Source organism: Streptomyces sp. NPDC005775 (assembly GCF_042871565.1).
GTDB lineage: Bacteria > Actinomycetota > Actinomycetes > Streptomycetales > Streptomycetaceae > Streptomyces.
Window position 1 is genome coordinate 105,672 of the sequence record NZ_JBIAIU010000018.1, and the last position, 24,647, is coordinate 130,318.

At 70.9% G+C, this 24,647-nt stretch carries 20 protein-coding genes; 10 read left to right on the plus strand and 10 right to left on the minus strand.

The window, feature by feature from the left end; all coding sequences use genetic code 11:
• Window positions 1-7: 7 nt before the first annotated feature.
• The gene (locus ACFYPA_RS32880) at window positions 8-1,459 is read right to left on the minus strand and encodes an amidase (protein WP_359085374.1); all 1,452 of its coding nucleotides are present in this window, start codon (window positions 1,457-1,459) and stop codon (window positions 8-10) included.
• A 229-nt stretch (window positions 1,460-1,688) separates the two neighbouring features.
• Window positions 1,689-2,756, minus strand: a complete 1,068-nt coding sequence (locus tag ACFYPA_RS32885) for an Lrp/AsnC family transcriptional regulator (protein ID WP_389136026.1) — start codon at window positions 2,754-2,756, stop codon at window positions 1,689-1,691.
• 220 nt (window positions 2,757-2,976) lie between these two features.
• Here ACFYPA_RS32885 and ACFYPA_RS32890 point away from each other — a divergent pair, with 220 nt between their 5' ends.
• Genes ACFYPA_RS32890 through ACFYPA_RS32910 form a run of 5 tightly spaced genes read left to right on the plus strand, consistent with a single transcriptional unit; the run spans window position 2,977 to window position 9,404 of the window.
• Complete coding sequence (locus ACFYPA_RS32890) at window positions 2,977-4,545, plus strand: ABC transporter substrate-binding protein (RefSeq protein WP_359085372.1); 1,569 nt, start codon at window positions 2,977-2,979, stop codon at window positions 4,543-4,545.
• Window positions 4,545-5,540 carry an ABC transporter permease gene (locus ACFYPA_RS32895; protein WP_359085371.1) on the plus strand — a complete coding sequence of 332 codons (996 nt, stop codon included), beginning with the start codon at window positions 4,545-4,547 and terminating at the stop codon, window positions 5,538-5,540. The genes ACFYPA_RS32890 and ACFYPA_RS32895 overlap by 1 nt, the downstream gene beginning before the upstream one ends.
• Window positions 5,540-7,378 carry a dipeptide/oligopeptide/nickel ABC transporter permease/ATP-binding protein gene (locus tag ACFYPA_RS32900; protein ID WP_359317309.1) on the plus strand — a complete coding sequence of 613 codons (1,839 nt, stop codon included), beginning with the start codon at window positions 5,540-5,542 and terminating at the stop codon, window positions 7,376-7,378. The genes ACFYPA_RS32895 and ACFYPA_RS32900 overlap by 1 nt, the downstream gene beginning before the upstream one ends.
• Window positions 7,375-8,166 (plus strand): ATP-binding cassette domain-containing protein, encoded by a 792-nt coding sequence (locus tag ACFYPA_RS32905; RefSeq protein WP_359085369.1) that lies wholly within the window; start codon window positions 7,375-7,377, stop codon window positions 8,164-8,166. The genes ACFYPA_RS32900 and ACFYPA_RS32905 overlap by 4 nt, the downstream gene beginning before the upstream one ends.
• On the plus strand, window positions 8,163-9,404 hold the full coding sequence (locus tag ACFYPA_RS32910; protein ID WP_359085368.1) for an amidohydrolase: 1,242 nt from the start codon (window positions 8,163-8,165) through the stop codon (window positions 9,402-9,404). Before ACFYPA_RS32905 ends, ACFYPA_RS32910 begins: the two co-directional genes overlap by 4 nt.
• A gap of 261 nt (window positions 9,405-9,665) precedes the next feature.
• On the opposite strand, the gene ACFYPA_RS32915 is transcribed toward ACFYPA_RS32910, so the two are convergent.
• A complete protein-coding gene (locus tag ACFYPA_RS32915) occupies window positions 9,666-11,153 on the minus strand; it encodes a carboxylesterase family protein (RefSeq protein ID WP_359085367.1) in 1,488 nt (495 codons plus the stop codon).
• A 139-nt stretch (window positions 11,154-11,292) separates the two neighbouring features.
• Complete coding sequence (locus ACFYPA_RS32920) at window positions 11,293-12,240, minus strand: MBL fold metallo-hydrolase (protein ID WP_359085366.1); 948 nt, start codon at window positions 12,238-12,240, stop codon at window positions 11,293-11,295.
• A gap of 301 nt (window positions 12,241-12,541) precedes the next feature.
• Here ACFYPA_RS32920 and ACFYPA_RS32925 point away from each other — a divergent pair, with 301 nt between their 5' ends.
• Entirely contained in the window at window positions 12,542-15,382 is a 2,841-nt protein-coding gene (locus tag ACFYPA_RS32925; protein ID WP_359085365.1) for an AAA family ATPase, read from the plus strand.
• 104 nt (window positions 15,383-15,486) lie between these two features.
• On the opposite strand, the gene ACFYPA_RS32930 is transcribed toward ACFYPA_RS32925, so the two are convergent.
• Complete coding sequence (locus ACFYPA_RS32930; RefSeq protein ID WP_359085364.1) at window positions 15,487-15,846, minus strand: hypothetical protein; 360 nt, start codon at window positions 15,844-15,846, stop codon at window positions 15,487-15,489.
• A gap of 170 nt (window positions 15,847-16,016) precedes the next feature.
• Window positions 16,017-17,486 (minus strand): non-reducing end alpha-L-arabinofuranosidase family hydrolase, encoded by a 1,470-nt coding sequence (locus ACFYPA_RS32935; RefSeq protein ID WP_359085363.1) that lies wholly within the window; start codon window positions 17,484-17,486, stop codon window positions 16,017-16,019.
• Between the two features lie 551 nt (window positions 17,487-18,037).
• On the opposite strand from ACFYPA_RS32935, the gene ACFYPA_RS32940 reads away from it, so the two are divergent.
• The gene (locus tag ACFYPA_RS32940) at window positions 18,038-19,492 is read left to right on the plus strand and encodes an endo-1,4-beta-xylanase (protein ID WP_359317307.1); all 1,455 of its coding nucleotides are present in this window, start codon (window positions 18,038-18,040) and stop codon (window positions 19,490-19,492) included.
• Between the two features lie 192 nt (window positions 19,493-19,684).
• Here ACFYPA_RS32940 and ACFYPA_RS32945 read toward each other — a convergent pair whose 3' ends face one another.
• Entirely contained in the window at window positions 19,685-19,813 is a 129-nt protein-coding gene (locus ACFYPA_RS32945; protein WP_359317305.1) for a hypothetical protein, read from the minus strand.
• Between the two features lie 13 nt (window positions 19,814-19,826).
• On the opposite strand from ACFYPA_RS32945, the gene ACFYPA_RS32950 reads away from it, so the two are divergent.
• Window positions 19,827-20,351: a hypothetical protein gene (locus ACFYPA_RS32950; RefSeq protein WP_359317303.1), complete on the plus strand. Its 525-nt coding sequence runs from the start codon at window positions 19,827-19,829 to the stop codon at window positions 20,349-20,351.
• 42 nt (window positions 20,352-20,393) lie between these two features.
• Here the strand turns inward: ACFYPA_RS32950 and ACFYPA_RS32955 are convergent, their stop codons facing one another.
• Window positions 20,394-20,762, minus strand: coding sequence for a VOC family protein (locus ACFYPA_RS32955; protein ID WP_359317300.1), 369 nt, complete (start codon window positions 20,760-20,762; stop codon window positions 20,394-20,396).
• Between the two features lie 196 nt (window positions 20,763-20,958).
• Complete coding sequence (locus tag ACFYPA_RS32960) at window positions 20,959-22,044, minus strand: alcohol dehydrogenase catalytic domain-containing protein (protein WP_359085359.1); 1,086 nt, start codon at window positions 22,042-22,044, stop codon at window positions 20,959-20,961.
• A gap of 100 nt (window positions 22,045-22,144) precedes the next feature.
• Between ACFYPA_RS32960 and ACFYPA_RS32965 the strand changes: the two genes are divergently transcribed.
• Together ACFYPA_RS32965 and ACFYPA_RS32970 are read left to right on the plus strand one after the other, a co-directional pair.
• Window positions 22,145-23,038: a LysR family transcriptional regulator gene (locus ACFYPA_RS32965; RefSeq protein WP_359317297.1), complete on the plus strand. Its 894-nt coding sequence runs from the start codon at window positions 22,145-22,147 to the stop codon at window positions 23,036-23,038.
• Window positions 23,039-23,269: 231 nt separating this feature from the next.
• A complete protein-coding gene (locus tag ACFYPA_RS32970; RefSeq protein ID WP_359085357.1) occupies window positions 23,270-24,025 on the plus strand; it encodes a dienelactone hydrolase family protein in 756 nt (251 codons plus the stop codon).
• Between the two features lie 16 nt (window positions 24,026-24,041).
• Here ACFYPA_RS32970 and ACFYPA_RS32975 read toward each other — a convergent pair whose 3' ends face one another.
• Complete coding sequence (locus ACFYPA_RS32975; RefSeq protein WP_359085356.1) at window positions 24,042-24,626, minus strand: hypothetical protein; 585 nt, start codon at window positions 24,624-24,626, stop codon at window positions 24,042-24,044.
• Window positions 24,627-24,647 lie beyond the last annotated feature (21 nt).

Consider the following 24,647-nt stretch of genomic DNA (forward strand, 5'->3'; position numbering starts at 1 on the left):
CGCCGGGCTACAGCACGCCGTCCTCCATCGGGGCGTACGACCAGGGGCGGAGGGTCTCCAGCGCCTTGCCGATGCGGAAGACGGTGGGGTCGTCGTAGGGGTGGCCGACGATCTGGAGGCCGGTGGGCACTCCCCAACTCGACATGCCGGAAGGAACGTTGAGCACGGGGCAGCGGTTGTTGATGTTGAACGGCGTGGTCATGGCGCTCCACAGGGTGTCGGCCACTTCCTCGCCGTGCACCACGACCTTGTCACCCGCGAGGTCGTCGCCCGCATGCCAGCCGGGAACGGCGGTGGTGGGGCAGATCAGTGCGTCGAATCCGGCCATGGCGGCGGCGAGCGCTTGTTGCAACCGGTGTTCGGCGCGAAGGGAGTCGAGGTAACTCACCTTGGTACGGGCGCGGGCCATGGAGTCGGCGAAGGAGACCGTGTACGGGCTGAGCAGGTCGCGGTGGGTTTCGGCGGCCTCGATGACGAGGGCGCCGAAGAGGGCCGAGAAATGGCCGGCGACCGCGGTCAGCAGTTCTCGGCGCGTCCAGGGGAGGGCGATCTCCTCCACGTGTGCGCCGGCGTCGGCGAGGGCCTGGGCGGCGGCGCGGGTGTGCGCCTCCATTTCCGGATGGACGTCGTACTCGCCGAGCCGGACGCACAGGGCGATCCGTGCGCCGGTCACATCCTCGTACGCAGTGGGCACGGACAATTTGGGGCGGATCGAGGCGTGGTCACGGGGGTCGGGTCCGGCCAGGACATTCTGGAACGCGATGACGTCGTCCACGGTGCGGGCCATGGGACCGTCGCCGCGGTAGTGGTCGGCGGTGAGCACGCCGAGGCCGGGGTTGCGTCCGTAGGGGGCCTTGAAGCCGACGGTTCCGGTGAAGGCGGCCGGGATGCGGGTGGAGCCCCCGATGTCGGAGGCCGAGGCGAGCAGGGACGTCCCGGCGGCGAGGGAGGCGCCCGCGCCGCCGGAGGAGCCACCGGGGGTGAAGTCGAGGTTCCAGGGGTTGCGGGTGATGCCCCACATACGGGAGTGCGTGAAGGTGCTGAGGGAGAACTCCGGGGTCGCCGTGCGGGCGTGGATGATGCCGCCCGCGCCGAGGATGCGGTCGATCACGGGGGCGTTCTCCGTGGCGACGCGGCCCTCGTGGGCGAGAGAGCCTTCGGTCAGGGTGCGGCCCAGGATGGCGTGCTTCTCCTTGGCCGCGACCGGGATGCCCTCCAGCGGACGGGGGGCCGGGCCGGCTTTGCCGAGGTAGCGGGCCTCGGCGTGCCGGGCCTGTTCCAGGGCCTCGTCGAAGAGCCGCTCGGTGAAGGCGTTGATGCGCGGTTCGACCTTCTCCGCACGTTCGATGACGGCCCGCATGAGTTCGACGGGCGACAGAGCACGGCGGGCGAAGAGCTGGAGGGCGTCGGTGGCGCTGAGATGGACGAGGTCATCGTCGGCGAGGGTGCGGCTGGACATGGGCATGGCGTCCTTCCCCGTGCGGAGGCTGAGGCCGGTCCGTCGGTGAGCCGGTCGGTCGGTTGTCGTCCGGCGGTGGTGTCAGCCTCAGGGACCGGCCCCACCCGGCCTGCGGATTGCATGAATCCGCCAGGATCCGGGGTGGTGTGCTGAAAAGCGCAGCTGCCGGCTCGGGAAGGGGCGACTTGGGCGGGGCCCGGAGGGAGGGAGCGGTTCGTACGGGGGTGGTTCAGACGATCGGGTGCCACGGGTCGACCGGGACGCAGCCTGTGCTGCGGCCGTCGTCACCGAGCAGGCGGCCCATGCGCTTGACCCAGCGCAGGTTCACGGCCCGGTTGCGTACGCGCAGGGAGGTGATCCGCGAGGCGGCCTGGACCTCGTAGCGACCGAGGTCGTCCAAGGCGTGCAGCCACACCACGCTCAGCAGGTTTGCCTCGGCGGACACCGACGCCGCCATACGCGTGCTCCGCAGGCGGCTCAATTCGTCGCCGGCCGCCATGAGCTGGGCGGGCGGTACGGACATCCAGAGCGTCGCCGAGCTGCGCCAGCCCGCGTACAGGTGGGCGGCGTCGCAGCGCAGTACGGCTCTGCCGCCTTGGAGCAGAGAGTTCAGTGACCGTCGCACCGTTGACTCGGGACGGCCCAGTTCGGCGGCGATCGAGGTGACGGAGCGGCGGCCGTCCTCGGCGAGGACGCGCAGCAGGACGCGGTCCTCGGGCGTGAGCGTGGCCGCGACGGCGGTGTGGGCGCCACCGTCCTCGGTTTCCGCCAGGTCGCGCCTCTGGTCGCGGGAGAGGGAGTCCATGCGCCACTCGCTGCCGTCCCGGTGCACGTGCTGCACCAAGTGGGTGCGCGTGGCCGTCACCGCCTCGATACGGCCGAGGGCGAGTACGTACCCGCTCATCAACGACATGGTCGCCGTGGCCACCGTCAGGAGCAGGTCGCAGGATCCCGCCACCAGTTCCACGCTCATCGCCTGCGGGTGCCGGGCGAGCCGGCCGGCCAGGGCTTCCCGCGCCTGCGGCACGCACGACACCTCGATCAGGGCGAGGGCGCCGTAGGTGACTTGGGAGGGCGACGCGTAGCAGGTGACCCATGCCTCACCGGAGTCCCGCAGCCGGGACCAGCGGCGGGAGAGCGTTGCCGCGTCCACGCCGAGCGGACGGGCCAGCTGCGCCCAGGGGGCGCGGGGTGCCATCTGCAGGGCGTTGACGAGGGCGAGATCGAGTTCATCGAGTGTTCCCCGGGACGGGGTGGTGGCGGCCCTGAGGCCGACGGGCCCTGCGGATTCATGCATGCGATCACCTTTCCGATGCGGATTCTTGCAATTGCGGGGCCGGGAGGGAAGTGGCCTGTTCTGTATGCCGCAACAGACCGCAACAGACCGCAGCACTGCCCGCGCTCCCCGACCTCGGCCTGGCCCGGCCCACGGCCCGTCCAAGGCCCCGACCCGGACCAGTCCATCGGCCCCCCCAGCCCTCGGCCCCTTCCCAGTCCTCAGTCCTGGAGAGTTCTCCATGCCCCGTTCGCGGTTCCTCTCCGGCGCCATCACGGTCGCCGCCACTTCCCTCCTGGCCTCCGCCTGCACCACCGGCCCGGCCGGCGGTCCTTCATCGAGCGGCGACAAGGGCCGGGCCACCGTCAAGATCGGATTCACCTCCGACGTCACCTCGTTCGACCCGGCGAAGGGGGCGGGCGCGACGGACTACGCCCTCACGTCGTTGCTGTACCAGCCGCTGATCGGCCAGGACGACGGCGGTACGTTCGTCGCCGGTCTCGCCGACACCTGGACGTCCACGCCGACGAAGACCTCGCTGACCCTGAAGAAGGGCCTGACCTGCTCCGACGGGTCGGCGCTCACCGCCTCGCAGGTAGTCGCCTCACTGAAGCGCTACCGGGCGCACTCGGCCGGCGCCCTGCTCACCTTCGGCGCCGCGAACACGGGGGACAAGACCACGATCACCGGCGACGACGCGGCCGGCACCGTCATCATCACCACCGCCACCCCGTGGGGCGAGGTCCTCGCCGGCCTGTCCGGCACCGCCGCCGGGATCATCTGCAAGGCCGGCCTCGACGCGGGCGCCGCCGAGCTCGCCCGGGGCGCCGTCAAGGGCGCGGCCACCGGACCGTACGACATGGTGACGGCGCGGCGCGGCGCCTCGTACGAACTGCGGCTGCGCAAGGGATTCAAGGCCTATCCGCAGTTTGCCTCGATGCCCGCGGGGGAGCCGGCCGACCGCCTGCGCGTCCAGATCTCGAAGAACGAGTCGACCCTCGCCAACCAGCTGCAGACCGGCGCCCTCGACCTGGCCCCCCTCACCGGCCCGGACGCCGCGCGGTTCGCGGGCAACGACACGTTCACGGTCAAGTCCGCGCCGTTCATCCGCAACTACATCGCCTTCAACCAGCGTCCCGGGCGCCCGGGCGCCGCCCCGAAGGTCCGCAAGGCGATCGCGCAGGCGGTCAGCGTCAAGGCGTTCAACAACGTCTTCGGCGGCACCGGACAGCCCCTCACCTCGTACGTGGACGAGAAGGCGGCGTGCGTCTCCACCGACGGCGCCCTGCTGACGAGGACGGACACGGCTGCGGCGAAGCAGGTCCTGAAGGGCGTCAGCATCAAGCTGGAGGGATCCAACGCGGTCGCCGGCGGCGCAGGCAACTCCTACGTCGCCGAGGCCCTGCGCGCCGCCGGTGCCGAGGTGAAGCTCACCAACGCCGACAACGCCGCCTGGGCCACCGACGTCACCGCCAACCAGGGCGACTGGGACGCCACCGTCTTCCCGCTGATCAGCGGCACCCTCGCGCGCGGTGGCACCTACTTCCTGGGCCCCGAACCAGCCAGGGGCGGCCTCAACTACGGCGCGGTGAAGAACGCGGCGTACGCCGAGAACTACGTCGCCGCCACCTCCACCACGGACCGCAACACCAAGTGCGCCGCCTGGCAGAAGGCCCAGGAGGCGCTGTTGAAGGCCAACGACGTGATCCCGCTGGCCACGGTCGACGTGCGCTACGTCGCCCGCGAGGGCGTCTCCTTCGCGATGCCGGGCGGGTCCCTCTCCGTCTCCACGCTCCGGGTCACGGGCTGATGGCGGCGGCATCGGCCGCCGCGACGGCCGCGGGGGCCGGGCGCTCGGCGCGCCTCGGCCCGTGGAGCACCTTTCTCGTCCGGCGTCTCGTCGGGCTCGCCGCCGTCGCGGGCACGCTCGTCGTCGGCACGTTCCTGATGGTGCAGCTCATCCCCGGCGACCCGGCACGCGTGGTCGCCGGCGCCGAAGCGAGCCCCGCCGACGTGGAGCGGGCCCGCCACGACCTCGGCCTGGACCAGCCGCTGCCCGTACGGTTCGGCACGTACACAAGTGGTCTGCTCCGCGGCGACATGGGCACCTCCTTCCAGACGCGGGAGCCCGTGGCCGAGATCATCGGCGGCCGTCTGCCGTTCACCGCCGAGATCGCGCTCCTCTCCGTCCTCGTGGTGCTGGTGCTCGCCGTGCCGATCGGACTGGCCGCCGCAGCACGCGGCAGCCGCCGCACCGATGCTTCGTTCACCTTCGTCACCGGGATGGTCGGCGCCACACCCGAGTACATCATCGGCACCCTCCTCGTCCTCGGCTTCGCCATCGAGCTGGGCTGGTTCCCGGCGGCGGGCGCCGAGACCCTCGGGTCGATGGTGCTCCCCATCGCCGCCCTGGTGTTGCCGGCCACCTGCGTCATGGCCCGCATCGTGCGCAGCGAGGCCACCCGCGTCCTCGCCCAGGACTACATGCGGACCGCGCGGGGCCGCCGCCTGCCGCCCCTGCGCCTGTACGCCCGGCACGCCCTGCCCAACCTGCTGACCGCCACGCTCACCCTCGGCGGGCTGATCCTCGCCGGGCTGCTCGGCGGCACGGTCGTCGTCGAGTCCGTCTTCGCCTGGCCCGGCATCGGGCAACGCGTCGTGGAAGCGCTCCTCGTCCGCGACTACCCCGTCATCCAGGGGTGCGTCCTGGTCCTGGGGTTGCTCGCCGCCCTGCTCAACCTGCTCGTCGACGTCGTCCTCGCGCTGCTCGACCCCCGCACCCTGGCTGGAAAGGGAGGCCGCTGATGCGCCGCATCCGGTGGAACGCACCCTTGGCCGTGTCCCTCGCCGGCCTCGGACTGATCGTCGTCCTCGGCCTCGCCGCGCCCCTCCTGCTGGACGAGGAGGCGACGGCGCTGAGCGGTGCCGCCCGCGCGCACGTGAGCGCCGGACACTGGCTCGGCACCGACGTGCTCGGCCGCGACGTGCTGGCGCGGACGCTGGTTGCCACCCGTCTCACCCTGGAGATGACCCTCGCCGCGACCGCGATCGCCGCGGTCGCAGGCATCCTGCTCGGCGCCGGCGTCTGGGTGTCGGGACGGCGCGTCCGCGAGCTGGGCCTGCGCCTGATCGACGTGCTGATCTCCTACCCGGCGCTCATCCTCGCGCTGGTGATCGCCACGGTCCTCGGCACCGGGCCCGTCGCCTCCGTCCTCGCGATCGGCCTGGGCGGCGCCCCCGCCTTCGCCCGACTCACGGCGAACATGGCTGCCTCCGTGGCGCAGCGCGACTTCGTGACGCAGGCGCGCCTGATGGGCGTACCGCCGTACCGCGTCCTCGTCCGGCACCTCCTGCCGAACATCTCCGGGCCGCTGCTGGTACTGCTGTCGGTGGCCTTCGCGAACGTGCTCGTCGCCCTGTCCGGCCTCTCCTTCCTGGGAGTCGGCGTGCAGGCACCGGACTACGACTGGGGCGCGCTGCTCAACTCCGGCCTGCAGTCCCTCTACACCAACCCCGCCGAGGCGATCGGCCCGGCCGTGGCCATCACCGTGACCGGCGTCCTCGTGGGCTTCGTCGGCGACGGCCTCGCCACAGCGCTCGATCCCCGCGGCGGGAGGGCGAAGGCCGCGGCGGTACCCCCCACCGCCGTGGCCACGCCCTCGCACCGGGCTCCCGCCGACGCCCTGGTGACGGTGGACGGCCTGGCCGTCGTCCTGCCGGACGGCACGCGTCTCGTCGACGACGTCTCCTTCCACGTCATGCCCGGCGAAATCGTCGGCCTGGTGGGGGAGTCAGGCTCCGGCAAGTCGTTGACGGCGATGAGCGTGGCCCGGCTTCTGCCGGAGGGACTGTCCGCCCGTGCGGCGCGACTGACCTTGGCCGACCTCGACCTGGCCGCCCCCGTAGCCGACGCCGAGCGTCTGGCGACCGAGATCGGAATCGTCTTCCAGGACCCGTCGTCCTCCTTCAACCCGGCGCTGCGGCTGCGCGGTCAGCTCACCGAGACGCTCCGCGTGCACCAAGGCGTGAGCAGGGCGGAGGCGGACCGGCGGGCCGTCGAGGCGCTGGAGCAGGTACGGATCAAGGATCCCGCCCGGGTCATGAAGCAGTATCCGCACGAGCTGTCCGGCGGCATGCGGCAGCGCGCGATGATCGCCGCCGCGCTGCTGCCGGGTCCGCGGCTGATCGTGGCCGACGAACCGACCACCGCCCTCGACGTGACGGTCCAGGCCGAAGTCCTCGACGTCCTGAAGGACATCAACGACCGGCGTGGCACGAGCGTGCTCCTCATCTCCCACGACATCGGTGTCGTAGGCACGGTGTGCCACCGGGTCGTGGTGATGTACGCCGGGCGTGTCGTCGAGGAGTTGTCCGCAGCCGACCTGCGGGCGGGCCGCGTTCGGCATCCGTACACGCGGGCCCTGCTGGCCGCGAGCCCGCGGCTGCGGGACGCCGGCACGGAGGAACGCGCACCGCTCGCCACGATTCCGGGCCGGCCACCGGCGCCCGCCGCCCGGCCGTCCGGCTGCGCCTTTGCCGACAGGTGTCCCGTGGTCCTCGACACGGTCTGCGCGACAGAACGACCGCGCTTCATGGATGACGTGGCATGCCATGCCGTACGACAGGAGGTACGAACCGGATGACCTCATCCCCGTACAAGCTGGCCGTCGAGGAACTGACCGTCGCCTTCGGCCACGGCAGGCGTGCGAGAACCGTGCTGCACGGCGTGTCCACCGGGGTCAGGGCCGGACAGACCCTCGGCCTGGTCGGCGAGTCAGGCTCCGGGAAGTCGACGATCGCCAGGGCGATCGTCGGGATCCACCCGGTTCGGGCGGGCCGAATACTCCTCGATGGGGAGGATCTCACCGGTCTCGAGCGGCGGGAGCTCGTCGCGGTGCGCCGTCGTGTGCAGCTCGTTTCGCAGGACCCGTACGCCTCGCTCAACCCGCTCATGACGGTCGGTGAGGCCATTGCCGAAGCCATCGACCCCGTGCGCGCCGATGCCAGGAAGCATACGGCGACGGTCGAACGGTGGCTGGAGACCGTCGCGTTGGACGGCTCCGCGGCCGCCAGGTACCCGCACGAGTTCTCCGGCGGCCAGCGACAGCGCATCGCAGTCGCCCGCGCTCTTGCCGTGGAACCCGAAGTCCTGGTCGCCGACGAGATCACCTCGGCGCTGGATGCCTCCGTACAGGCCGAGGTGCTCAACCTCCTCGAGGCACTACGGCGATCCCTGTCCCTGACGATGATCTTCATTTCCCATGACCTGGCCGTCGTCCGCCATGTCAGCGACGAAGTCGCTGTCCTGTGTCAGGGCGAACTGGTGGAGCAGGGCCCGGTGCGGGACGTCTACCACGCCCCACAGCACCCCTACACGCGCCGTCTGCTGGCGAGCGTGCCGACATTCGAAGAGAAGGAGGAAGCGGCATGAGCGAAACGACCGCCGTCGCCCGCCTCACGCAGGAGATCACCGCCGGCTTGAAGCCCGCCGCCCTGGAGGGCTTCTACCAGGACCTCCACCGCCACCCCGAGCTCGCCTTCCAGGAGCACCGCACCGCCGCGAAGCTCGCCGCGCGGCTGCGGGCGGCCGGCTACGACGTGACGGAGGGCGTCGGCCGTACCGGGGTGGTCGGTGTTCTCGCCAACGGCGACGGTCCGACCGTGTGGTTGCGCGGCGACATGGACGCACTGCCGGTCCAGGAGGCCACCGGTCTGGAGTACGCCTCCACCGTCGACGGCGTGATGCATGCCTGCGGTCACGATCTGCACGTCACATGGCTCGTCGGAGCCGCCGGTGCGCTGGCCGCGGCCCGCGGCACCTGGTCGGGCACGCTCGTCGTCGTCGGGCAGCCCGCCGAGGAGTCCGGCGGTGGGGCGTCGGCCATGGTCACCGACGGGGTGCACACCCGCTTCCCTCGCCCCGACGTCGTGCTCGGCCAGCACGTTACGCCCGGTCTCGCCGGGTTCTACCCGCACACCCCGGGCCTCACCATGTCGGCCTCCGACGACCTCGACGTCGTCGTCCACGGCGTCGGCGGTCACGGCTCCCGCCCCGAATCGACGACCGACCCGGTGGTGACGGCCGCTTACATCGTCACGCGCCTGCAGACCGTGGTGTCCCGGGAGGTAGCGGCGGCCCACTCGGTGGTTCTGACGGTGGGACAGTTCCACGCCGGTACGAAACACAACATCATCCCCGCCGAGGCCCGGCTCTCCCTGAACCTGCGCACCCAGGACGCGCGTGTGCGGGACCGCGTCCTCGGAGCTGTCCGGCGCATCGTGGAGGGCGAGTGCCGGACCGCCGGCTGCCAGGCCCCGCCGGAGGTCACGGTCCGGCCCGGCTACCCGAACACCGTCAACGACAGCGTCCTCGACGGCGAGATCGCCGCGGTTCACCGCGAACTGTTCGGACAGCCCACGGTGTTCGACTTCGGCCCCGCGATGGGCAGCGAGGACTTCTCCCTCCTCGCGCCCAAGAACGTGCCCTATGACTTCTGGTACGTGACGTCGACTCCGCCCGCGGTGTGGGAGGCGGCCCCCGGAGCGGACCTGGCCGAGAAGATCGGCAACGTACCGGGAAACCACAGCCCCCTGTTCGCCCCCGACCTCTCGGTGCTTCTGCCCGGTGTCCGGACTCTGGTGTCGGCGGCGCTGAGCCGACTGGGGTGAAAGGGTCGGCCGCACCGGGGCTGACCCCGGCAGAATCTACGAGGCTGCCCGCCCTGGTCATCGGACCGGGGCAGCAACTCGTCGTCGGCCTCGGCGCTCCCACCTTCTGCGACTCCAGCGGCATCACCGTCCTGATTGCCGCACCGGCCGCCGCGGACCGGACGCAACCCGGTCTTTGAGGGGCCGCGGCCACGTGGGCCAAGCGCCGCGATCACCCCAACTGCCGCAACCACCGCAGTACTTCCGTTGCCCCCTGCACCGTCAGCCCGCGGACGGACCCGGTCCGGGCCGCCGCCCCGGGGCGGCCCCCCTCTCCTCCCCGATGCGCATGATCTGTTCTTTCCCGCGCTCGTACGGAGCCCAGCCCGGGTCTCCGGTCGTGGCGAAGGCGACCCATGCCGCGTGTGTGCGGGCGGCGAGTTCGGGCGGCGGCGTCCCGGTTCCGAGCAAGGCGTCGGGACCGAGCAGACCGGGCTGGTCGGTCACATCGAAGACGAAGGGCATCTCGACGGTGTGCGCAGCGCCCAGTTCACCGCCCAGAGCCGACGAACGCCAGACGAATTCGTAGCGGAAGGTACGAGAGCCCGGGTGTGCGGCATGCGCGTCGACGAGGTCGCGGCTGCCGGCGACGAACAGGACCTCGGCGATGAGGGCGGAGCGCAGTTCGCCGCCGGTTGCTCCCGGACGGCTGCGGCGGAAGGACGCGACATACCGCGCGGGGTCGGATCGGAACAGGGCGGCTGTGGCCTCCACGTCGGCCGTCGTCGACGTGCCGAGCGTGCCGAACGGGGCCAGGTAGAGATGGCCCTCCTCGGCGTTCGTGCCGAGCAGCAGGTCCACGCTCGCGCCCCTTCCGTCGGTGACGGCGTCGGCGGGCTGACGGTCGAGCACCAGGCTGAACGGGCTGAGCCCGAGAAGCGGATCGCCCGCGGCCGCTGTGCGCAGGTCGATGCCCGTGAGGCCCGGCATGATCTCGACGAGACGTTCGTCGGTGATCCGCGCGAACGCGTCGGCATGCGGTGCGACTCCCAGCCTCACCGCCGCGGCGGCCGTCACCCGCGCTGCCTGCTCGGGTGTGAATGCCCCCCGCCCGTTGCCGCTCTGGACGATGGCGCGCGTGATGAGTCCCTCTGCCGCGGGATCGGCCAGGACGGCGGCGGTGAGGGTGGCACCCGCCGACTGGCCGAACAGTGTGACGTTCCGGGGGCCCCCTCCGAAGGCGGCGATGTTCTCCCGCACCCAGCGCAGGGCCTGGAGCACGTCGAGCAGGCCCCGATTGCGGGGGGCCCCGGGAAGGTCGAGGAATCCGGGGATGCCGAGTCGGTAGTTCACCGTGACGAGTACGACCCCGTCACGGGCGAAGCGGCTGCCGTCGTAGAGGGGTGACCGGTTGGAGCCGGCGACGAAGCCGCCACCGTGCACGAACACCATGACCGGCGCACCGGGCCGCGTGGTCCGGGGTGTCCAGACGTTGACGGTGAGGTAGTCCGGCCCCCGCACCCATCCGGGCCCGAAGTAGGGCGTCATCTCCAGTGCGCCGAGGCGGCGCGGGGCCTGCGGTGCGGTCGGTCCCCCTTCCGTGGCGTTCCGTACCCCCTCCCACGGATCGTGCGGCAGCGGGGCCGCGAAGCGGCCTGCGCCGACGGGAGGCGCGGCGTAGGGAACACCGAGGAACACGGCGTGGTGGTCGTTCTGGTTGCCGCGGACCGCGCCCTGCGCGGTCCGAACGACGAGGTCGCGGTCGGCCAACGTGTCTTCCTTGTCGGTCTGTGCGTCATGAGGCGTGAGTCGGCGGCGGTGAGTTGGCGGGGCCGGTACGGCCGGCCGGGGAGGAGAGGAGTTGTTCCGCGCGGGCAGGGGGCTCCTCCCCGAAGGACGGGCGGTCGGATCAGGTGAGGGAGAACGGCCCCCAGTTGGTCAGTTCGAAGCCGGAACCCCGGCGGCGCATCTCGAACGCACCGTGTCCGGGCAGATGCGCCGGAAGCACGAGGGCGTTGTTGTCCGCGGCGTGCGCGAACATGCGTGCACGGCTGGCGCGAGCACCGTCCTCGTCCTCTTCGAAGCAGCTGTTGATGTGCGGCTCGTGCACCTGGATCGCGCCGTGCAGGAGGTCGCCGGCGAAGATCGCGCGGTCACCCCCGGACTCCAGGTGGATGATCGAGGTGCCGGGGGTGTGGCCGGGGGCCAGTTCGAGGCGGAGGTGGGAGTCGATGGTGTACGAATCGTCCCAGGTCTCCACCAGCCCGGCCTCGACGACCGGGTCGATGCTGTCTTCGTAGACGTTCTGGTTGCCCCGCCCGAACACCGTGTTGTGGAGGTTCTCGGGCCTCCAGTACTCGACGTCACGCTGCGGCATGAGGTAGGTCGCGTTGGGGAAGGTGGGGACCCAGTCGCGGCCTTCGAGCCGGGTGTTCCAGCCGACGTGGTCGTCGTGCAGGTGCGTGTTGACGACGATGTCGACGTCTTCGGGCCGCACGCCGACAGCGGCGAGGTTCGCCAGGTAGCCGGTGTTCAGATAGGACCAGATCGGTTGCAGCGGGCGGTACTTGTCGTTACCCGCGCCGGTGTCGATCAGGATGATCCTGCCCTCGCTGCGCAGCACCCAGGACTGGGTGGCGGCACGGGTGAGATCGGTGGCCGGCTCCCAGTGGTGGGGCGCCAGCATCTCACTGTGCCGCCGCCACTCCTCGGGCTTGCTGCCGGGGAAGAAGACGTCCGTCGTCATCGGAGTGGTGTCGGAGTACTCCATGACGCGGTGGATCCGCACCTCACCGAGTTCGATGGTGCTCACCGTCGGAGTCCCGGTCTCGGAGGACGGGGGAGTAAGGGGGGACATGGTTCTCCTTCGAAGATTCGGATGTCTCCAGCCTGCGAGCAGGGGGTGCCCCGGGGGTATCGGACACGTGACTGCACTTCTCCGTGTGGCGCGTCCCCGAGGTCGTCGGCGGTGACGATTTCCGTGTGCGGCGGCCTGTTCGTCGGGTCCGGGGCGCCGGCCGCAGGCGTCGTCCGCCACCTGACCCCACCGGGGAAGCTGTCCGGGGTGTACCGAGAACGCCCTGGTAGCGTCGATGCGCGGGGGATGCGGTGATCGGAGACGTCGAGCCGTGGAAGAGCCCGTCACGTCTGGAGAACCGGTGGCTGAGTACACAGCGACGACCGTCCGCCGCCGCACGGGCACCGGCGTGGTCAGGCGGGCCGAGCTGGACAGGCTGGTCGCGGTGGTGACCGCGCCGCGTGCGACGGAGTCCGTGGCGAAGCCGGTGGACGCTCTGCTCACCGTGGTGGGAGGGGCCGGGGCCGGCAAGACCACGCTGGTGGAGGCGGTCGTGGCGCGCTTCACCGCGGAAGGCGGCCGGGTACTCAGGGCCGTCAGCAGCCAGTCCGAGACCCACCTGGCATTCTCCGGACTGCACCAGCTGCTGCGTTCGGTGCGCGGGCGGATCGACGCCCTGCCCCCCAGGCAGTGCGGGGCCCTGCACGTCGCTTTCGGAGTGGCGGAGCGAAACGAGGCGCCGGGCCCGATGCTCATCGGGACAGCGGTTCTCACCCTGCTGTCGGACCTCGCCGCCGAGCGCCCGCTGCTGGTGGTCGTGGACGACGCCCAGTGGGCCGACCGCGCCTCACTGGACGCTCTCTCCTTCGCCGCACGGCGCCTGGCCGACGAACCGGTGACGTTGCTGGTCGCCACCAGGGATCCCACGCTGCGCGGGCTCGCCGATCAGGAACCGGCCCTCACTCTGGAACCCCTCGACCGCGGCGCGGCGGGACGGCTGCTGGACCTCCAACCGCGCGTGCCCGCCGGACTCACCCGGGCGTCCGTCCTCGACCAGGCAGAGGGCAACCCTCTCGCCTTGGTGGAACTGGCCCGGGCCGCCGGCGCCCACGACTGGGCGCCCCGCACGGTCCACACCCCGCTTCCGGTCACCGAACGGCTGGGGCGGGTCTACGCCGACCGTCTGGCCGCACTGCCCGCCGAGACGCGCCGAGCGGTGGTGCGCCTGGCCACCGTCGACAAGGAGGACCCGCCGCACACCGTGCTGTCCTGGCTTCCCGGCATCGGCGATCCGGTATGGGCGCCCGCCGAGGAGGCCGGACTCATCCGGCGGAGCGGGGGACGACTGCGCTGCGGCCACCCGCTCTCCCGCCTCGCGATCTACCACGCCGCCCCCGCCGAGGAGCGGCGCGCGGCGCATCTCGGGCTGGCCGCCTTGTTCGGTGACCAGGATCCCGACCGGCACGCCTGGCACCTTGCCGCCGCTACCTCCGGGTTGAGCGCGGCGGTCTCGGCCCGACTCGAAGCCGGCGCGAACCGGGCACGTCACCGCAGCGGTTACGCGGCTGCCGCCCACATGCTGGAACGGGCCGCTGACCTGCACCCCGACCGGGGCGAGAGCACCCGGCTGCTGACCGCCGCGACCCGTACGGCGGTCATGACCGGCCGGCTCGACTCCGTCGAACGGCTGGCCGCACGCACCCGCGCCGGCACCGACGACCCACGAGCCGCGGCCCTCGTCACCCTCCAGGTAGGCCGGCTCATGACGCTCACCAGCTCGCACGACGCCGCCTTCGGACAACTGGTGCGCCCCGCAGCCGCCCTGGTCAAGACCGATCACGCGGCGGCGTTGGAGGCCCTGGCCGCCGCCGCTGTGGTGCGCTTCTACTCAGGTGACGCGGCCCAGTTGCACGAGATCGAATGCCTGCTGCCCCTGGCCTCCGTGCCCCCCGGCCACCGCCTCGGGGAACGGGAGACGCTCCTGGCGGGCTGGACCGCGGTCGTCGCGCGTCCGGACGCCGCCGACACGCGTTTCGCCCTGCGGCTGCCCGCCCTGGCCGCGGCCGCGCGCGAGGAACCGCAGACGCTGACCCTGCTCGCCGTCGCCGCCTGGCTGCTGGACGAGACCGCGTTGGCCGCGCGTACGTACGACGCGGCGTTCGCCGCGTGGACCTCGCAGGGGCCGTTGCCGGACGGACTCGGCGGGGTAGCAGCCCTCGCCTATCTGGAACAGGGCCGGTGGGCCGACGCGCAGACGGCCGGCGCCGAACTCGCGGCCGTCGCGTCGGAGGCCGGGCTCGACCATGCCGCGGCCTGTGCCGCCGCCACGGAGGCGCTGCTGTGCGCGCTGCGCGGGGACGTGGCCGGGGCCCGCGCCCGGGCGCGGCGCGCCCTCTCGCTCGTAGACCCGCAGGAGAGCCGTTCCGTCCTCGCCCTCGCCCAGCGCGCGCTGGGCACCGCCGCCACCGTGGAAGGCGACCACGAGACCGCCCACCAGCACTACCGCGCGCTCTTCGACGACCTGGGCAACCCCACTCACTACCACCTCTCCTACCCGGCGTTGCCCGAGCTGGCGGCCGCCGCGGCCCGGGTCGGCCGCCGCGAGGAGGCCACCCGCATCGTGGACGGAGTCGAGCGGTCCCTGGCGGAGGCGGGCGCACTGGCCCCGCGCAGGGGCGCGCTGGTCCGTCTGAGCCGGGCGGCACTCGCTCCCGCCGAGGAAGCGGAGCACCACTTCGCGGCGGCTCTGGAGGCTCCCGCGCTCGCCCGTCGGCCCTTCGAGCATGCCCAGGCGCTGCTCGCGTACGGAGAATGGCTGCGGCGCCGCCGCCGCATCTCCGAGGCCCGTGCGCCCCTGGTCACCGCCGAGGCCGTCTTCCGGCGGCTGGCCGCGCAGCCCTGGGTGGCGCGGGCCCAGTCCGAACTCAGGGCCGCCGGTGCCCGGAGCGCCTTCACGGAACCGGACGCCTTCGCCGGCCTCACCCCGCAGCAGCAGCAGATCGTGCGGCTGGCGGCGCTCGGCATGACCAACCGTGAGGTGGCCGAGAAGCTCTATCTGTCCCCGCGCACCGTCAGCTCACACCTCTACCGGGCCTTCCCCAAACTGGGCATCACCGTGCGCTCCCAGTTGAGGCATGTGGTCGATGCCACGGCCGTTGACACGGACGCGGGTCGGGACATCGATGCGAAGGGCGGGGCCTGACCGCCGCGCACCACGGCCGGCGGCCGGTCGGGGCCTCGGGGAAGAGGCGGCCCTGCGGCACCGTGCTGTGAGCGGAGCCCCATCGACGTCGTGCCCGGCAGGGGTCAGTGGTCGGAGTAGCTGAAGTCGCCCATGGTCCAGGCGCTGACGTCCTCGATCGCCACCCTGTACATCCCGCCCGTCTCCGGAATCCCCACCGTGCCCTGCAGAATCCGAGCCACGTGGAAGTGCAGATGCGTCGGCGGCCCTTCGCCGGGTGCCGCACTGGTGAACATGGCGGAAAAGCCGGTCAGGCGGGCCGAGTCCGCCAAGACCTCCGACACCCGTTGCCTCCAGACGGCTTCGGGTGCCAGCCGGCCGGTGATCACAGCACCACCGGCGACCACGGTCAGAGGCATCTGATTGCTGCGCCCGGACTCCACCAGGGCGGCAACGTCTACAAGCAGCGCGTCAGGCTTCGACATGGGGCCGATTATATTCGTCGGCCGTCGGGCTGCCTTCCTGCGGTGCCGGTCCTGGCAGGGCGAGGCTGAGGCCCCGCCGTCGACGGCGGGGCCTCAGCGAGTACCTCTGACTCCACGACCTGCCGCGCTCATCAGCACGCAGCCAGGCAGCGGACCCGCCTTCCACCCCGTCAGTGCTGCAGTGTCAGCAGGCCCGGACGGTAGGGCAGGAGGCCGTAATCGCCGCCGGAACCGGGGCTGCGGCCCTGGTAGAGCAACTGCAGATTGCAGGGATCGACGGTCATGGTCTGATCGGGGCCGGTACGGATCAGTTCGCCGTGGCTGATGTCGTTGGTCCAGGTGGCGCCACTGTTGGCCTTGCCGGCGAACGGATTGCTCTCGGTCGCGGCCTGAGGTGTCCACGACCCGTTCAGGCTGGTGGCCGTGAACGAGCGGAAGTAGCGGCCCGCCGAGCCGATCGCCTCGACGATCATGAGGTACCGGTTCTGCCCCTGCAGCTTGTAGACCTGCGGGGCTTCGAACAGGTTGTTCGTCGTATCGCTCATGACCACCGTGGATGACGTCCCGAAGCTGCCCGGGAAGTTCCCGATCGGCATGGCGGCCCGGTAGATCTTGCCGTTGTCACCGGCGAAGAACAGGTACATGTTCGTCCCGTCACCGATGACCGTCTGATCGATGGGTCCGGTTCCGGAGCCACTGATGCTCCCGGAGAAGAGCACCTGCGGGGCCGACCAGCCATTCGGGTTGGTGGGGTCGCTCGACGTCCGGTAGGAGAAGGCGGTTCCGCCCCACTGGTAGGTGAGCACCCAGATGTTCTTCGGTGCGAAGTAGAAGAGCGTGGGGGCGACGGTCGCGGATGACATCGTGTTCTGGGATGCCGATGCCATGTCCGACCAGTTGGTGAACAGGCCGAAGTTCATCGACCCCCAACTCGTCCCCATGTCGTGCGTCGTCGCATAGACGAGCTGCTTGCCGTTGTAGGGGACGACCGTGAAGTCCTTGAGCGAAGCCCATCCCTGCTTGGGCTGCGCCAGTGCGCCCGTCGACGTCCAGCGGTAGCCCGACGGCAGGTCGCACGCGCCAGGGACATCGCCGCCGCCGACCTTGACCAGCTTCCACTGCTGGTTGGTGCCGCCCCAGTCGTCGTACTGGACGACGTTCCCGCCGTCGGCGGTGGACGCGCCCTGTACTTCGAGGGCCTTGCCGCTGTGCCGCGAGATGAGCCTGACGTAGCCGTCCGAGCTGTCGGCCAGCCGCCACTGCTGGTTGGTGGCGTTCAGATCGGTCCACTGGACGATCGAGCCGCCGTTCGCGGTGGACCAGTTGTAGACGTCCAGCACCTTGCCCGAGTGGACGGACTTGACGCGGTAGTAGCCGTCCCCGGAATCGATGAACTGCCACTGCTGCTGGTTCTGATCGTTCCGGGTCCACTGGGTGATGCGGGCGCCGTCGTCGGTCGCCATGTTGTAGACATCCAGGGCCTTGCCGCTGTTGCGGTTGACCAGCACGTACGAGGCTTGGGGATCGACGGTCGCGGCGTCGGCGGGCTGGGCGCCGAGGAAGCCGGCCACGAGTAACAAGGGCGCGAGGAGGGCGAGCAGGCGTCCTGGACTGACCCGGAACGCATGGCGAAACCACATCGAAGGACCTCCTGGGAGGGGCCGGGTGGGGTGACCCGGCGGGCCGCGGTGCAGGAGGAAGCAGTCGCGAAATATTTCGCAATAGCTTCGTCCACGTGACGCCACAAGCTAGGAATGTGAGCGCTCCCCGTCAAGGTGTGTGGCAGATCTGTCTGTAACCGACCCCTCTCTGACGGGCGCGGCATGGGGCCAAGTCATGGGGTTTTCGCCGGTTAACGGGCCTTGGCCGAATTCCGAAGGTCATGCCGGGAGCCTGTCCGTGGGCGCGACTACGGTTCGAAATATTTCGAGCAATGAACGGAAACATTTTCTGTGAGAGGTATTGACGATCCACTGTCAAAACCTCAATCATCCCGGCTTAGATACGGACATGGGTGAGGGAGGTCCCACGACGTCGGCTCCGAGCGATGGGCGCCGCCCGGCAGATCCGTGTACGGCCGCATGACAGATCGGCGCGCGCCGGCCTGTTCCTTCGTCGTCCGAATGAGTGCGTACGACGCAGCCCGCCGCGATTCCGTCCTTTCGCGCATACCTATTCTGGAGGCACAGCCATGGGCTCCTACGCCCTTCCGAGATCCGCTCTCAGCCGACCGCTCCGCGCGCTGCTGCCGGCGCTGCTCGTCGGCGTCCTGGGTGCGTCCGCCGCACTGGTCGCACCGTCGAACGCACACGCCGCCGAGACCACGCTCGGCGCCGCGGCGGCGCAGAGCGGCCGCTACTTCGGTACCGCCATCGCCTCGGGCAGGCTCGGCGACTCGGCGTACACGACGATCGCGGGCCGTGAGTTCAACATGGTGACGGCCGAGAACGAGATGAAGATCGACGCCACCGAGCCGCAGCGGGGCCAGTTCAACTTCAGCAGCGCCGACCGCGTCTACAACTGGGCCGTGCAGAACGGCAAGCAGGTACGCGGTCACACCCTGGCCTGGTACTCCCAGCAGCCCGGTTGGATGCAGAGCCTCAGCGGCAGCAGTCTGCGCCAGGCGATGACCGACCACATCAACGGCGTGATGGGCCACTACAAGGGCAAGATCGCCCAGTGGGACGTCGTGAACGAGGCCTTCGCCGACGGCAATTCGGGAGCCCGGCGCGACTCGAACCTGCAGCGCAGCGGCAACGACTGGATCGAGGTCGCCTTCCGAACCGCGCGCGCCGCCGATCCCGCCGCCAAGCTCTGCTACAACGACTACAACGTCGAGAACTGGACCTGGGCCAAGACCCAGGCCATGTACAACATGGTCCGGGACTTCAAGCAGCGCGGCGTGCCGATCGACTGCGTCGGCTTCCAGTCGCACTTCAACAGCGGCAGCCCCTACAACAGCAACTTCCGCACCACGCTGCAGAGCTTCGCCGCCCTCGGTGTCGACGTGGCCATCACCGAACTCGACATCCAGGGTGCCTCGGCCACGACGTACGCCAATGTGGTCAACGACTGCCTGGCCGTCTCGCGTTGCCTCGGCATGACCGTCTGGGGGGTGCGCGACAGCGACTCCTGGCGATCAGGGGACACGCCGCTGCTGTTCAACAACGACGGCAGCAAGAAGTCCGCCTACACCGCCGTCCTCAACGCACTCAACAGCGGCTCGCCCGGCGGCGGCGACGACGGCGGCGACGACGGCGGCCAGAGCGGACAGCTCAAGGGCATCGGTTCGGGCCGCTGTGTGGACGTGCCCAACTCCGGCACCGCGGACGGCACTGCGGTCCAGCTGTACGACTGTCACAGTGCCGACAACCAGAAGTGGGAACACACCTCCGCCGGTGAGCTGCGGGTCTACGGCAACAAGTGCCTGGACGCCGCCGGCAGCGGCAACGGCGCCAAGATCCAGATCTACAGCTGCTGGGGCGGCGACAACCAGAAGTGGCGTCTCAACTCCGACGGGTCCATAGTCGGGGTCCAGTCCGGACTGTGCCTCGACGCCGCGGGAGCCGGCACCGTCAACGGCACCCAGCTCCAGCTCTACTCATGCTCCAACGGCAGCAACCAGCGCTGGACCCTGTCGTCCTGACACGGTCTGCTGCCGCCGTCCTCTCCTGACGAGAACATCGCTGATCACGCAAGAGGGTTGCCGTCGTCATGGCGGCAACCCTTGCGGCATGGACTGTGGAAGAGCGGCAGCCGGGGGAGGCTCTCGAAGCGGCTGTGCCTCCGGCCCGGGCGCGGGCCGGAGGCCGATACCTCGAACGTCGCCATGCTCTGCTCAGTCGAAGGCAGCACGCCGGCCGTGTGTGCGTGGTGTGCGGGGTGCGCCGCGAGAGGCCGTCGATGCCGCCTCCTGGGTGAGGTGGTAGCCGCGCTCCACCGAGGGCGGTGCGGTCGTCGCGGTCATCCTTCGATGGTCAGTGATCATCCGGCTGGCCGAATCCCTGGAGGTGCCGATCCGCGAGCGCGATGCCCTGCTCCTCGCGGCCGGATTCGCCCCGGCCTACCCGCAGACCCGCCTGGGCGCCCCTGAACGCGAACCGATTCGCACCGCCCTCGAACGGGTCCTGGACGGCCACCTGCCGGACCCGGCGGTGGTCGTCGAAGGGCACGGTGACCTCGTCTCGGCCAACGCGGCCTTCCACGCCCTCACTGCCGGCGTGGCCCCCCATCTGCTCGAGCCGCCGGTGAGCGTTCCCCGGGTGCCGCTGCATCCGCAGGGCCTCGCGTCACGCATCCTCAACCTCGACGAGTGGGCGTGGCACGTCATCGACCGCATCCAGGCCGACAGTGCAGTAGCCGACCACTCAGCGTGCTGGGTGGTCGGCTGTGCAGGAAGAGCGGCTGGTCAAGCCCTGACCGCCGTGCGGCAGACCGACGGTCCGGCCATCACCCGGCCATCACCCGGCAGATCCGCCCTGTGCTGGGCGCGGACACTGGCGTGAGGGGCAAGCTGGAGCCACTGCGTGCCCGATGCCGGACCGGCGTCACTGAGCCGGGATCGGGTGGGTGAGGTTCACCGGGTTGCCGTCGGGGTCTCGGATGTGGGCGACGCGCTGTCCCCACGGCATGTCGGTGGGGCCGCCGCTGACCGTGCCGCCCAGCGCCGTCACCCGGGCGAGCGTCTCGTCGACGTCATCGACACCGATGCTGAGCAGGATCCGCGGTGCCGCCCCGGCCCCCGGGGCCGACTTGGCCACCAGGCCGAGGTCGCTGTCGCCGATGCGCAGGCCGAGGTAGAAGGCCGGGCCTTCCGCGGGTCGCCGGAAGATCTCCTCGGCGCCGAACAATTTCGTATAGAAGCCGACCAGGACGTCGTGGTCGGCAGTGATGATCACTGGCTGGATGGTGGACATGGCACTCCTGTCGAGAACGGTCGTGTCGCTGGGTAGACCGTTCGAGGACCGTGAACTCATCGGCAGAACCGCCCTGCCGGACGATCCACGATCCGCACCTCGGACTGCCACCCACGACCAGTACGAGCGGCCCGAAACGGGGTCACCCCGATGAGGGCGGCGGCTCGTAGGTGGTGGGGATCATGGGCCGTGTCACTCAGCTGATGGGGGTGAGACTGGTGCGGTCGAACGGGCCACCGTGCGCGGCGGCGTACGTGATGGCCTCGTTGACGGCATCGAGGCCGAACGACCGGACGCGTTCGGGGGCGAGGTCCAGCGTGCCCGAGGCCAGGAGCCGGATGATGCCGACATTGGCTGTGCGCGGGTACATCCACTGCCCGCGCACGGTGATCGAGTTGCGCATGATCCATGGGTACGGGAGTGCGAGGTCGTCGCCACCGAGCATGCCGACGCCGCCCATGAGGACGACGCGGCCGTACTCGCGCACGGTCATGGCCGCCGCGCGCGCGGCCGAACTGGGTGCGCTCGGCGGGAGCAGGTCGATCACCATGTCGATCGGGCCGTCGGCTGCCGCGGACATCGCCGCGCGGTCGGTGGCCTCGTCCCCGGTCAGCGGGACCGGGCGCAGACGCGGACCGAACCGGTCGGTCAGAAGGCCGAGCGCGGCCTTGTCGCGGCCGGGGGCGACCACGCGGCCCGCGCCCATCGCGAGCGCGACCGCGACGGCGCTGCTGCCCAGGTTGCCGGTGGCCCCGCTGACGAGCAGCGTCTCGCCGGCCGCGAACCCGCCTGCCAGCAGCCCGCCGTAGGAGATGGTGTGCACGGTGAGCGCCGCCCAGCGGGCCGGATCCTCCCCGGCCGCGGCGGGCAGCGGATAGACGTTCTCCGTCGGTACCCGCATGAGCTCGGCGAACGCGCCGTCGTGCATGTGCTCGGCGAGCCGCGCGCCTCCCTCGCCCCGCGAACTCCAGCCCTGGAGCGTGATGTCGGGCGTCAGAGCATCGTCCCGCGAGCGCACCGTCGAGTCGCACCACACCAGGTCGCCGACCCGCAGACAGGTGGCGTCAGGGCCGACGTGGACGATCCGCCCCACCGCGCCGACCCCAGGCACGACAGGAGGGACAAGGGGGTACTTCCGTTTGCCGCTGAAGACTTCGGCCGCGTAGGGCGCCACGCCGGCGGCGAGGACCTCGACCACCACCTCACCGCCCCCGGCCTCGGGGTCCGGTACCTCCCGCACCGCGAGTGGGGCGCCGAACCGCGTCAGAACTGCTGCTCGCACTGATGACCTCCGTGTTCGTCCGGGCTCCTGAGACCAACACTAGGAGCGGGAGAGGCATGCGGGAAGCGAGGGTCTGGCATCTGTGGTATGCCTATCCCGCATGGACATCTCCAGCGCGGGGCTACGGGTTCTGCGGCAGATCGCCGAGTCCGGGAGCTTCACCGCGGCAGCTGCCCGACTCGGATACACGCAGTCGGCCGTCTCACGCCAGGCCGCAGCCCTCGAACGCAGCGTCGGCACCACCCTGTTCGAACGCCGCCCGGACGGGGTACGGCTCACTCCGTCCGGCTTGACCCTGCTGCGCCACGCCCACACGGTCCTCGCCTCCCTCGCAGCGGCCGAACGTGAGCTCGCCGGCACCGTCCCGCGGACCGAACCGGTACGGCTCGGGGCAGTCCAGAGCGCGGGCTCGGTAATCCTGCCCGCCGCACTCGCGCACCTCGCGGCGACCGACCCGCAGATCACGGTCACCACCCGCGAGGGCACCACGCCCGTCCTGATCCGGGCGCTGCGCGCGGGCTCGCTCGACCTCGCCGTACTGACGTCCCGCCCACCCCACCGGCCGTTCGACGGCGACTCGCCGCGCCTGCACCTCGAGACCGTCACGGACACCGAACTGGCCGTGGCGGTGCCTTCGAACGGCAACTTCGCCGGACGGACCACGGTGCACGTCGACGAGCTGGTCCACGCGCCATGGATCGCCACCCCGTCATCAAGCTCCGAGCCGCTGCTCGGCGTCTGGCCCGGCCTGCCGGGACGGCCGCGCGTCATCCACTCCGCACGCGACTGGCTGACGAAACTCCAGCTGGTCGCCGGCGGCTTCGGCGTGACCACGGTGCCCGCTCGGCTCTCCCCGGTGCTGCCGCCCGGGGTGAGCCTGCTGCACGTCGACGGCGCACCCCCCGAGATCCGCCGTGTGCTCGTGGCACGCCTCTGCGGTGACCCCGCCCCGGCGATCAAGGCCGTCACCCAAGCGATCACTTCGACCGCCTGAACCTTGCGGTGCCGAGCTGGTGACGCCCCTTCAGGGGCCGGGCCGGTATCCGCCGGCCAGGGTCAGCCTCCACCACCGTGGCCTGGGCAGGTGATCCGACAACGCTGCCGCGGGAACGGGGCCTCCGACGGTGCTTGTAAGCCATCGCCGCATGCGGAGGGAGAGCCGCGCTGTTCCGCCGGCGGTGAACCCCGGCCCGACCGGGCTCGACCAGCACTACAGTCCCGTCTCATGACGACGATCACCACGCGCACGGTCGAGTACCCGGCCGACGGTCTGACGATGATCGGGCACCTCGCACTTCCGGCCGGTGTCGACCGCCGGCCCGCGGTGCTGCTCGGACCGGAGGGCACGGGGCTCAGCGACGTCGAGCGACGCCGGGCCGATGCTCTCGCCGAGCTGGGATACGTAGCGCTGGCCTTCGACCTTCACGGCGGGCGCTATCTGGGTGACCCCGAGGAGATGCTGGCCCGCTGCATGCCGCTGCTCGCCGACCCCGACCGGATGCGGGGCATCGGCCATGCGGCGCTCGACGTGCTGCGCGCCGAACCGCGGACCGACCCCGACCGGATCGCCGCCGTCGGCTACGGCACCGGGGGCGCCATCGGGCTGGAACTCGGGCGCGACGGTGTCGACCTGCGCGCGATCGCGACAGTCAACGCACTGACCACGGGCCGGCCGGGCGAGGCGGCGCGCATCCGCTGCCCGGTGTGGGCCGGGGTCGGATCGGAAGACCCGATCATGCCCCCCGCGCAGCGGGACGCGTTCACCGCCGAGATGCAGGCCGCGGGCGTCGACTGGCGCCTCGCGGTCTACGGCGGCGCCCTTCACGCCTTCCACCATCCATCGGTCGACCACACCGTGCGCCCCGGCGTCGGCTACCACCCACGGCACGCACAGCGAGCCTGGCGCGACGTCGTCGGCCTGCTTTCCGAGTGCCTGCCCGTGACGGAGGAGGTGGCGGGTCCACGTCCGGCCACCCCCTGACCGGCCGGTGTCGTGCTCAGCTCTGGTGCAGGCGCTTCAGGGCTACGGAGAGGCCGACGCCCTTCGCGTGGTGCTTGAGGCGGTTGCGGTCGGGGTCGCGGTCGGTCTCGATCGTGAACCTTCCCTTCTCCCGGTAGTACCTTTCGGCTTCGAAGTCGAAGAGCATCACGTCGTCGCCGGTCATCGGTTGCTCGGACGTTGTCCTGTCCGAGAACGTCAGCGCTCCTTTGAAGAAACAGTCCGTCTCCGAGGTCAACCTGACCACCAGGCCGCCCTTCACGGTGAGGCAGTAGTCGTACAACGCGGTCAGATCCTCATCCGGCTGATTGCCTTGTCCGCGCTCCTTCTTGTGCCAGGACCGGGACTGCAGAACCCAGAAGTCGTCGGTCTCTGTCCGTGGGACGTCGACGGTGTAGGTTTCCTGCCGTGTGAACATGCCGAACAGCCCGCTGCTGACATGGCGGGTTCGCTCCGACCGTTCGACGACCTGGCGGGTCCCGCGCGGGGCGCGGGTTTCCCGGGCCACCGTTTCCGCGTAGCGCCGCAGCCGGTTCCAGTCCAGTTCGCTCCGCTCGTACGCGGCTCTGCTCGGTCCGCTCACCGTGCTTCCTCTCTCTCGCCG

What these genes read in the sequence shown, in the direction of transcription:
- ACFYPA_RS32880 (WP_359085374.1), bottom strand. Translation starts at nt 1,459, where the DNA reads ATGTCCAGCCGCACCCTCGCCGACGATGACCTCGTCCATCTCAGCGCC.
- ACFYPA_RS32885 (WP_389136026.1), bottom strand. Translation starts at nt 2,756, where the DNA reads ATGCATGAATCCGCAGGGCCCGTCGGCCTCAGGGCCGCCACCACCCCG.
- ACFYPA_RS32890 (WP_359085372.1), top strand. Translation starts at nt 2,977, where the DNA reads ATGCCCCGTTCGCGGTTCCTCTCCGGCGCCATCACGGTCGCCGCCACT.
- ACFYPA_RS32895 (WP_359085371.1), top strand. Translation starts at nt 4,545, where the DNA reads ATGGCGGCGGCATCGGCCGCCGCGACGGCCGCGGGGGCCGGGCGCTCG.
- ACFYPA_RS32900 (WP_359317309.1), top strand. Translation starts at nt 5,540, where the DNA reads ATGCGCCGCATCCGGTGGAACGCACCCTTGGCCGTGTCCCTCGCCGGC.
- ACFYPA_RS32905 (WP_359085369.1), top strand. Translation starts at nt 7,375, where the DNA reads ATGACCTCATCCCCGTACAAGCTGGCCGTCGAGGAACTGACCGTCGCC.
- ACFYPA_RS32910 (WP_359085368.1), top strand. Translation starts at nt 8,163, where the DNA reads ATGAGCGAAACGACCGCCGTCGCCCGCCTCACGCAGGAGATCACCGCC.
- ACFYPA_RS32920 (WP_359085366.1), bottom strand. Translation starts at nt 12,240, where the DNA reads ATGTCCCCCCTTACTCCCCCGTCCTCCGAGACCGGGACTCCGACGGTG.
- ACFYPA_RS32930 (WP_359085364.1), bottom strand. Translation starts at nt 15,846, where the DNA reads ATGTCGAAGCCTGACGCGCTGCTTGTAGACGTTGCCGCCCTGGTGGAG.
- ACFYPA_RS32935 (WP_359085363.1), bottom strand. Translation starts at nt 17,486, where the DNA reads ATGTGGTTTCGCCATGCGTTCCGGGTCAGTCCAGGACGCCTGCTCGCC.
- ACFYPA_RS32940 (WP_359317307.1), top strand. Translation starts at nt 18,038, where the DNA reads ATGGGCTCCTACGCCCTTCCGAGATCCGCTCTCAGCCGACCGCTCCGC.
- ACFYPA_RS32945 (WP_359317305.1), bottom strand. Translation starts at nt 19,813, where the DNA reads ATGACCGCGACGACCGCACCGCCCTCGGTGGAGCGCGGCTACCACCTC.
- ACFYPA_RS32955 (WP_359317300.1), bottom strand. Translation starts at nt 20,762, where the DNA reads ATGTCCACCATCCAGCCAGTGATCATCACTGCCGACCACGACGTCCTG.
- ACFYPA_RS32965 (WP_359317297.1), top strand. Translation starts at nt 22,145, where the DNA reads ATGGACATCTCCAGCGCGGGGCTACGGGTTCTGCGGCAGATCGCCGAG.
- ACFYPA_RS32970 (WP_359085357.1), top strand. Translation starts at nt 23,270, where the DNA reads ATGACGACGATCACCACGCGCACGGTCGAGTACCCGGCCGACGGTCTG.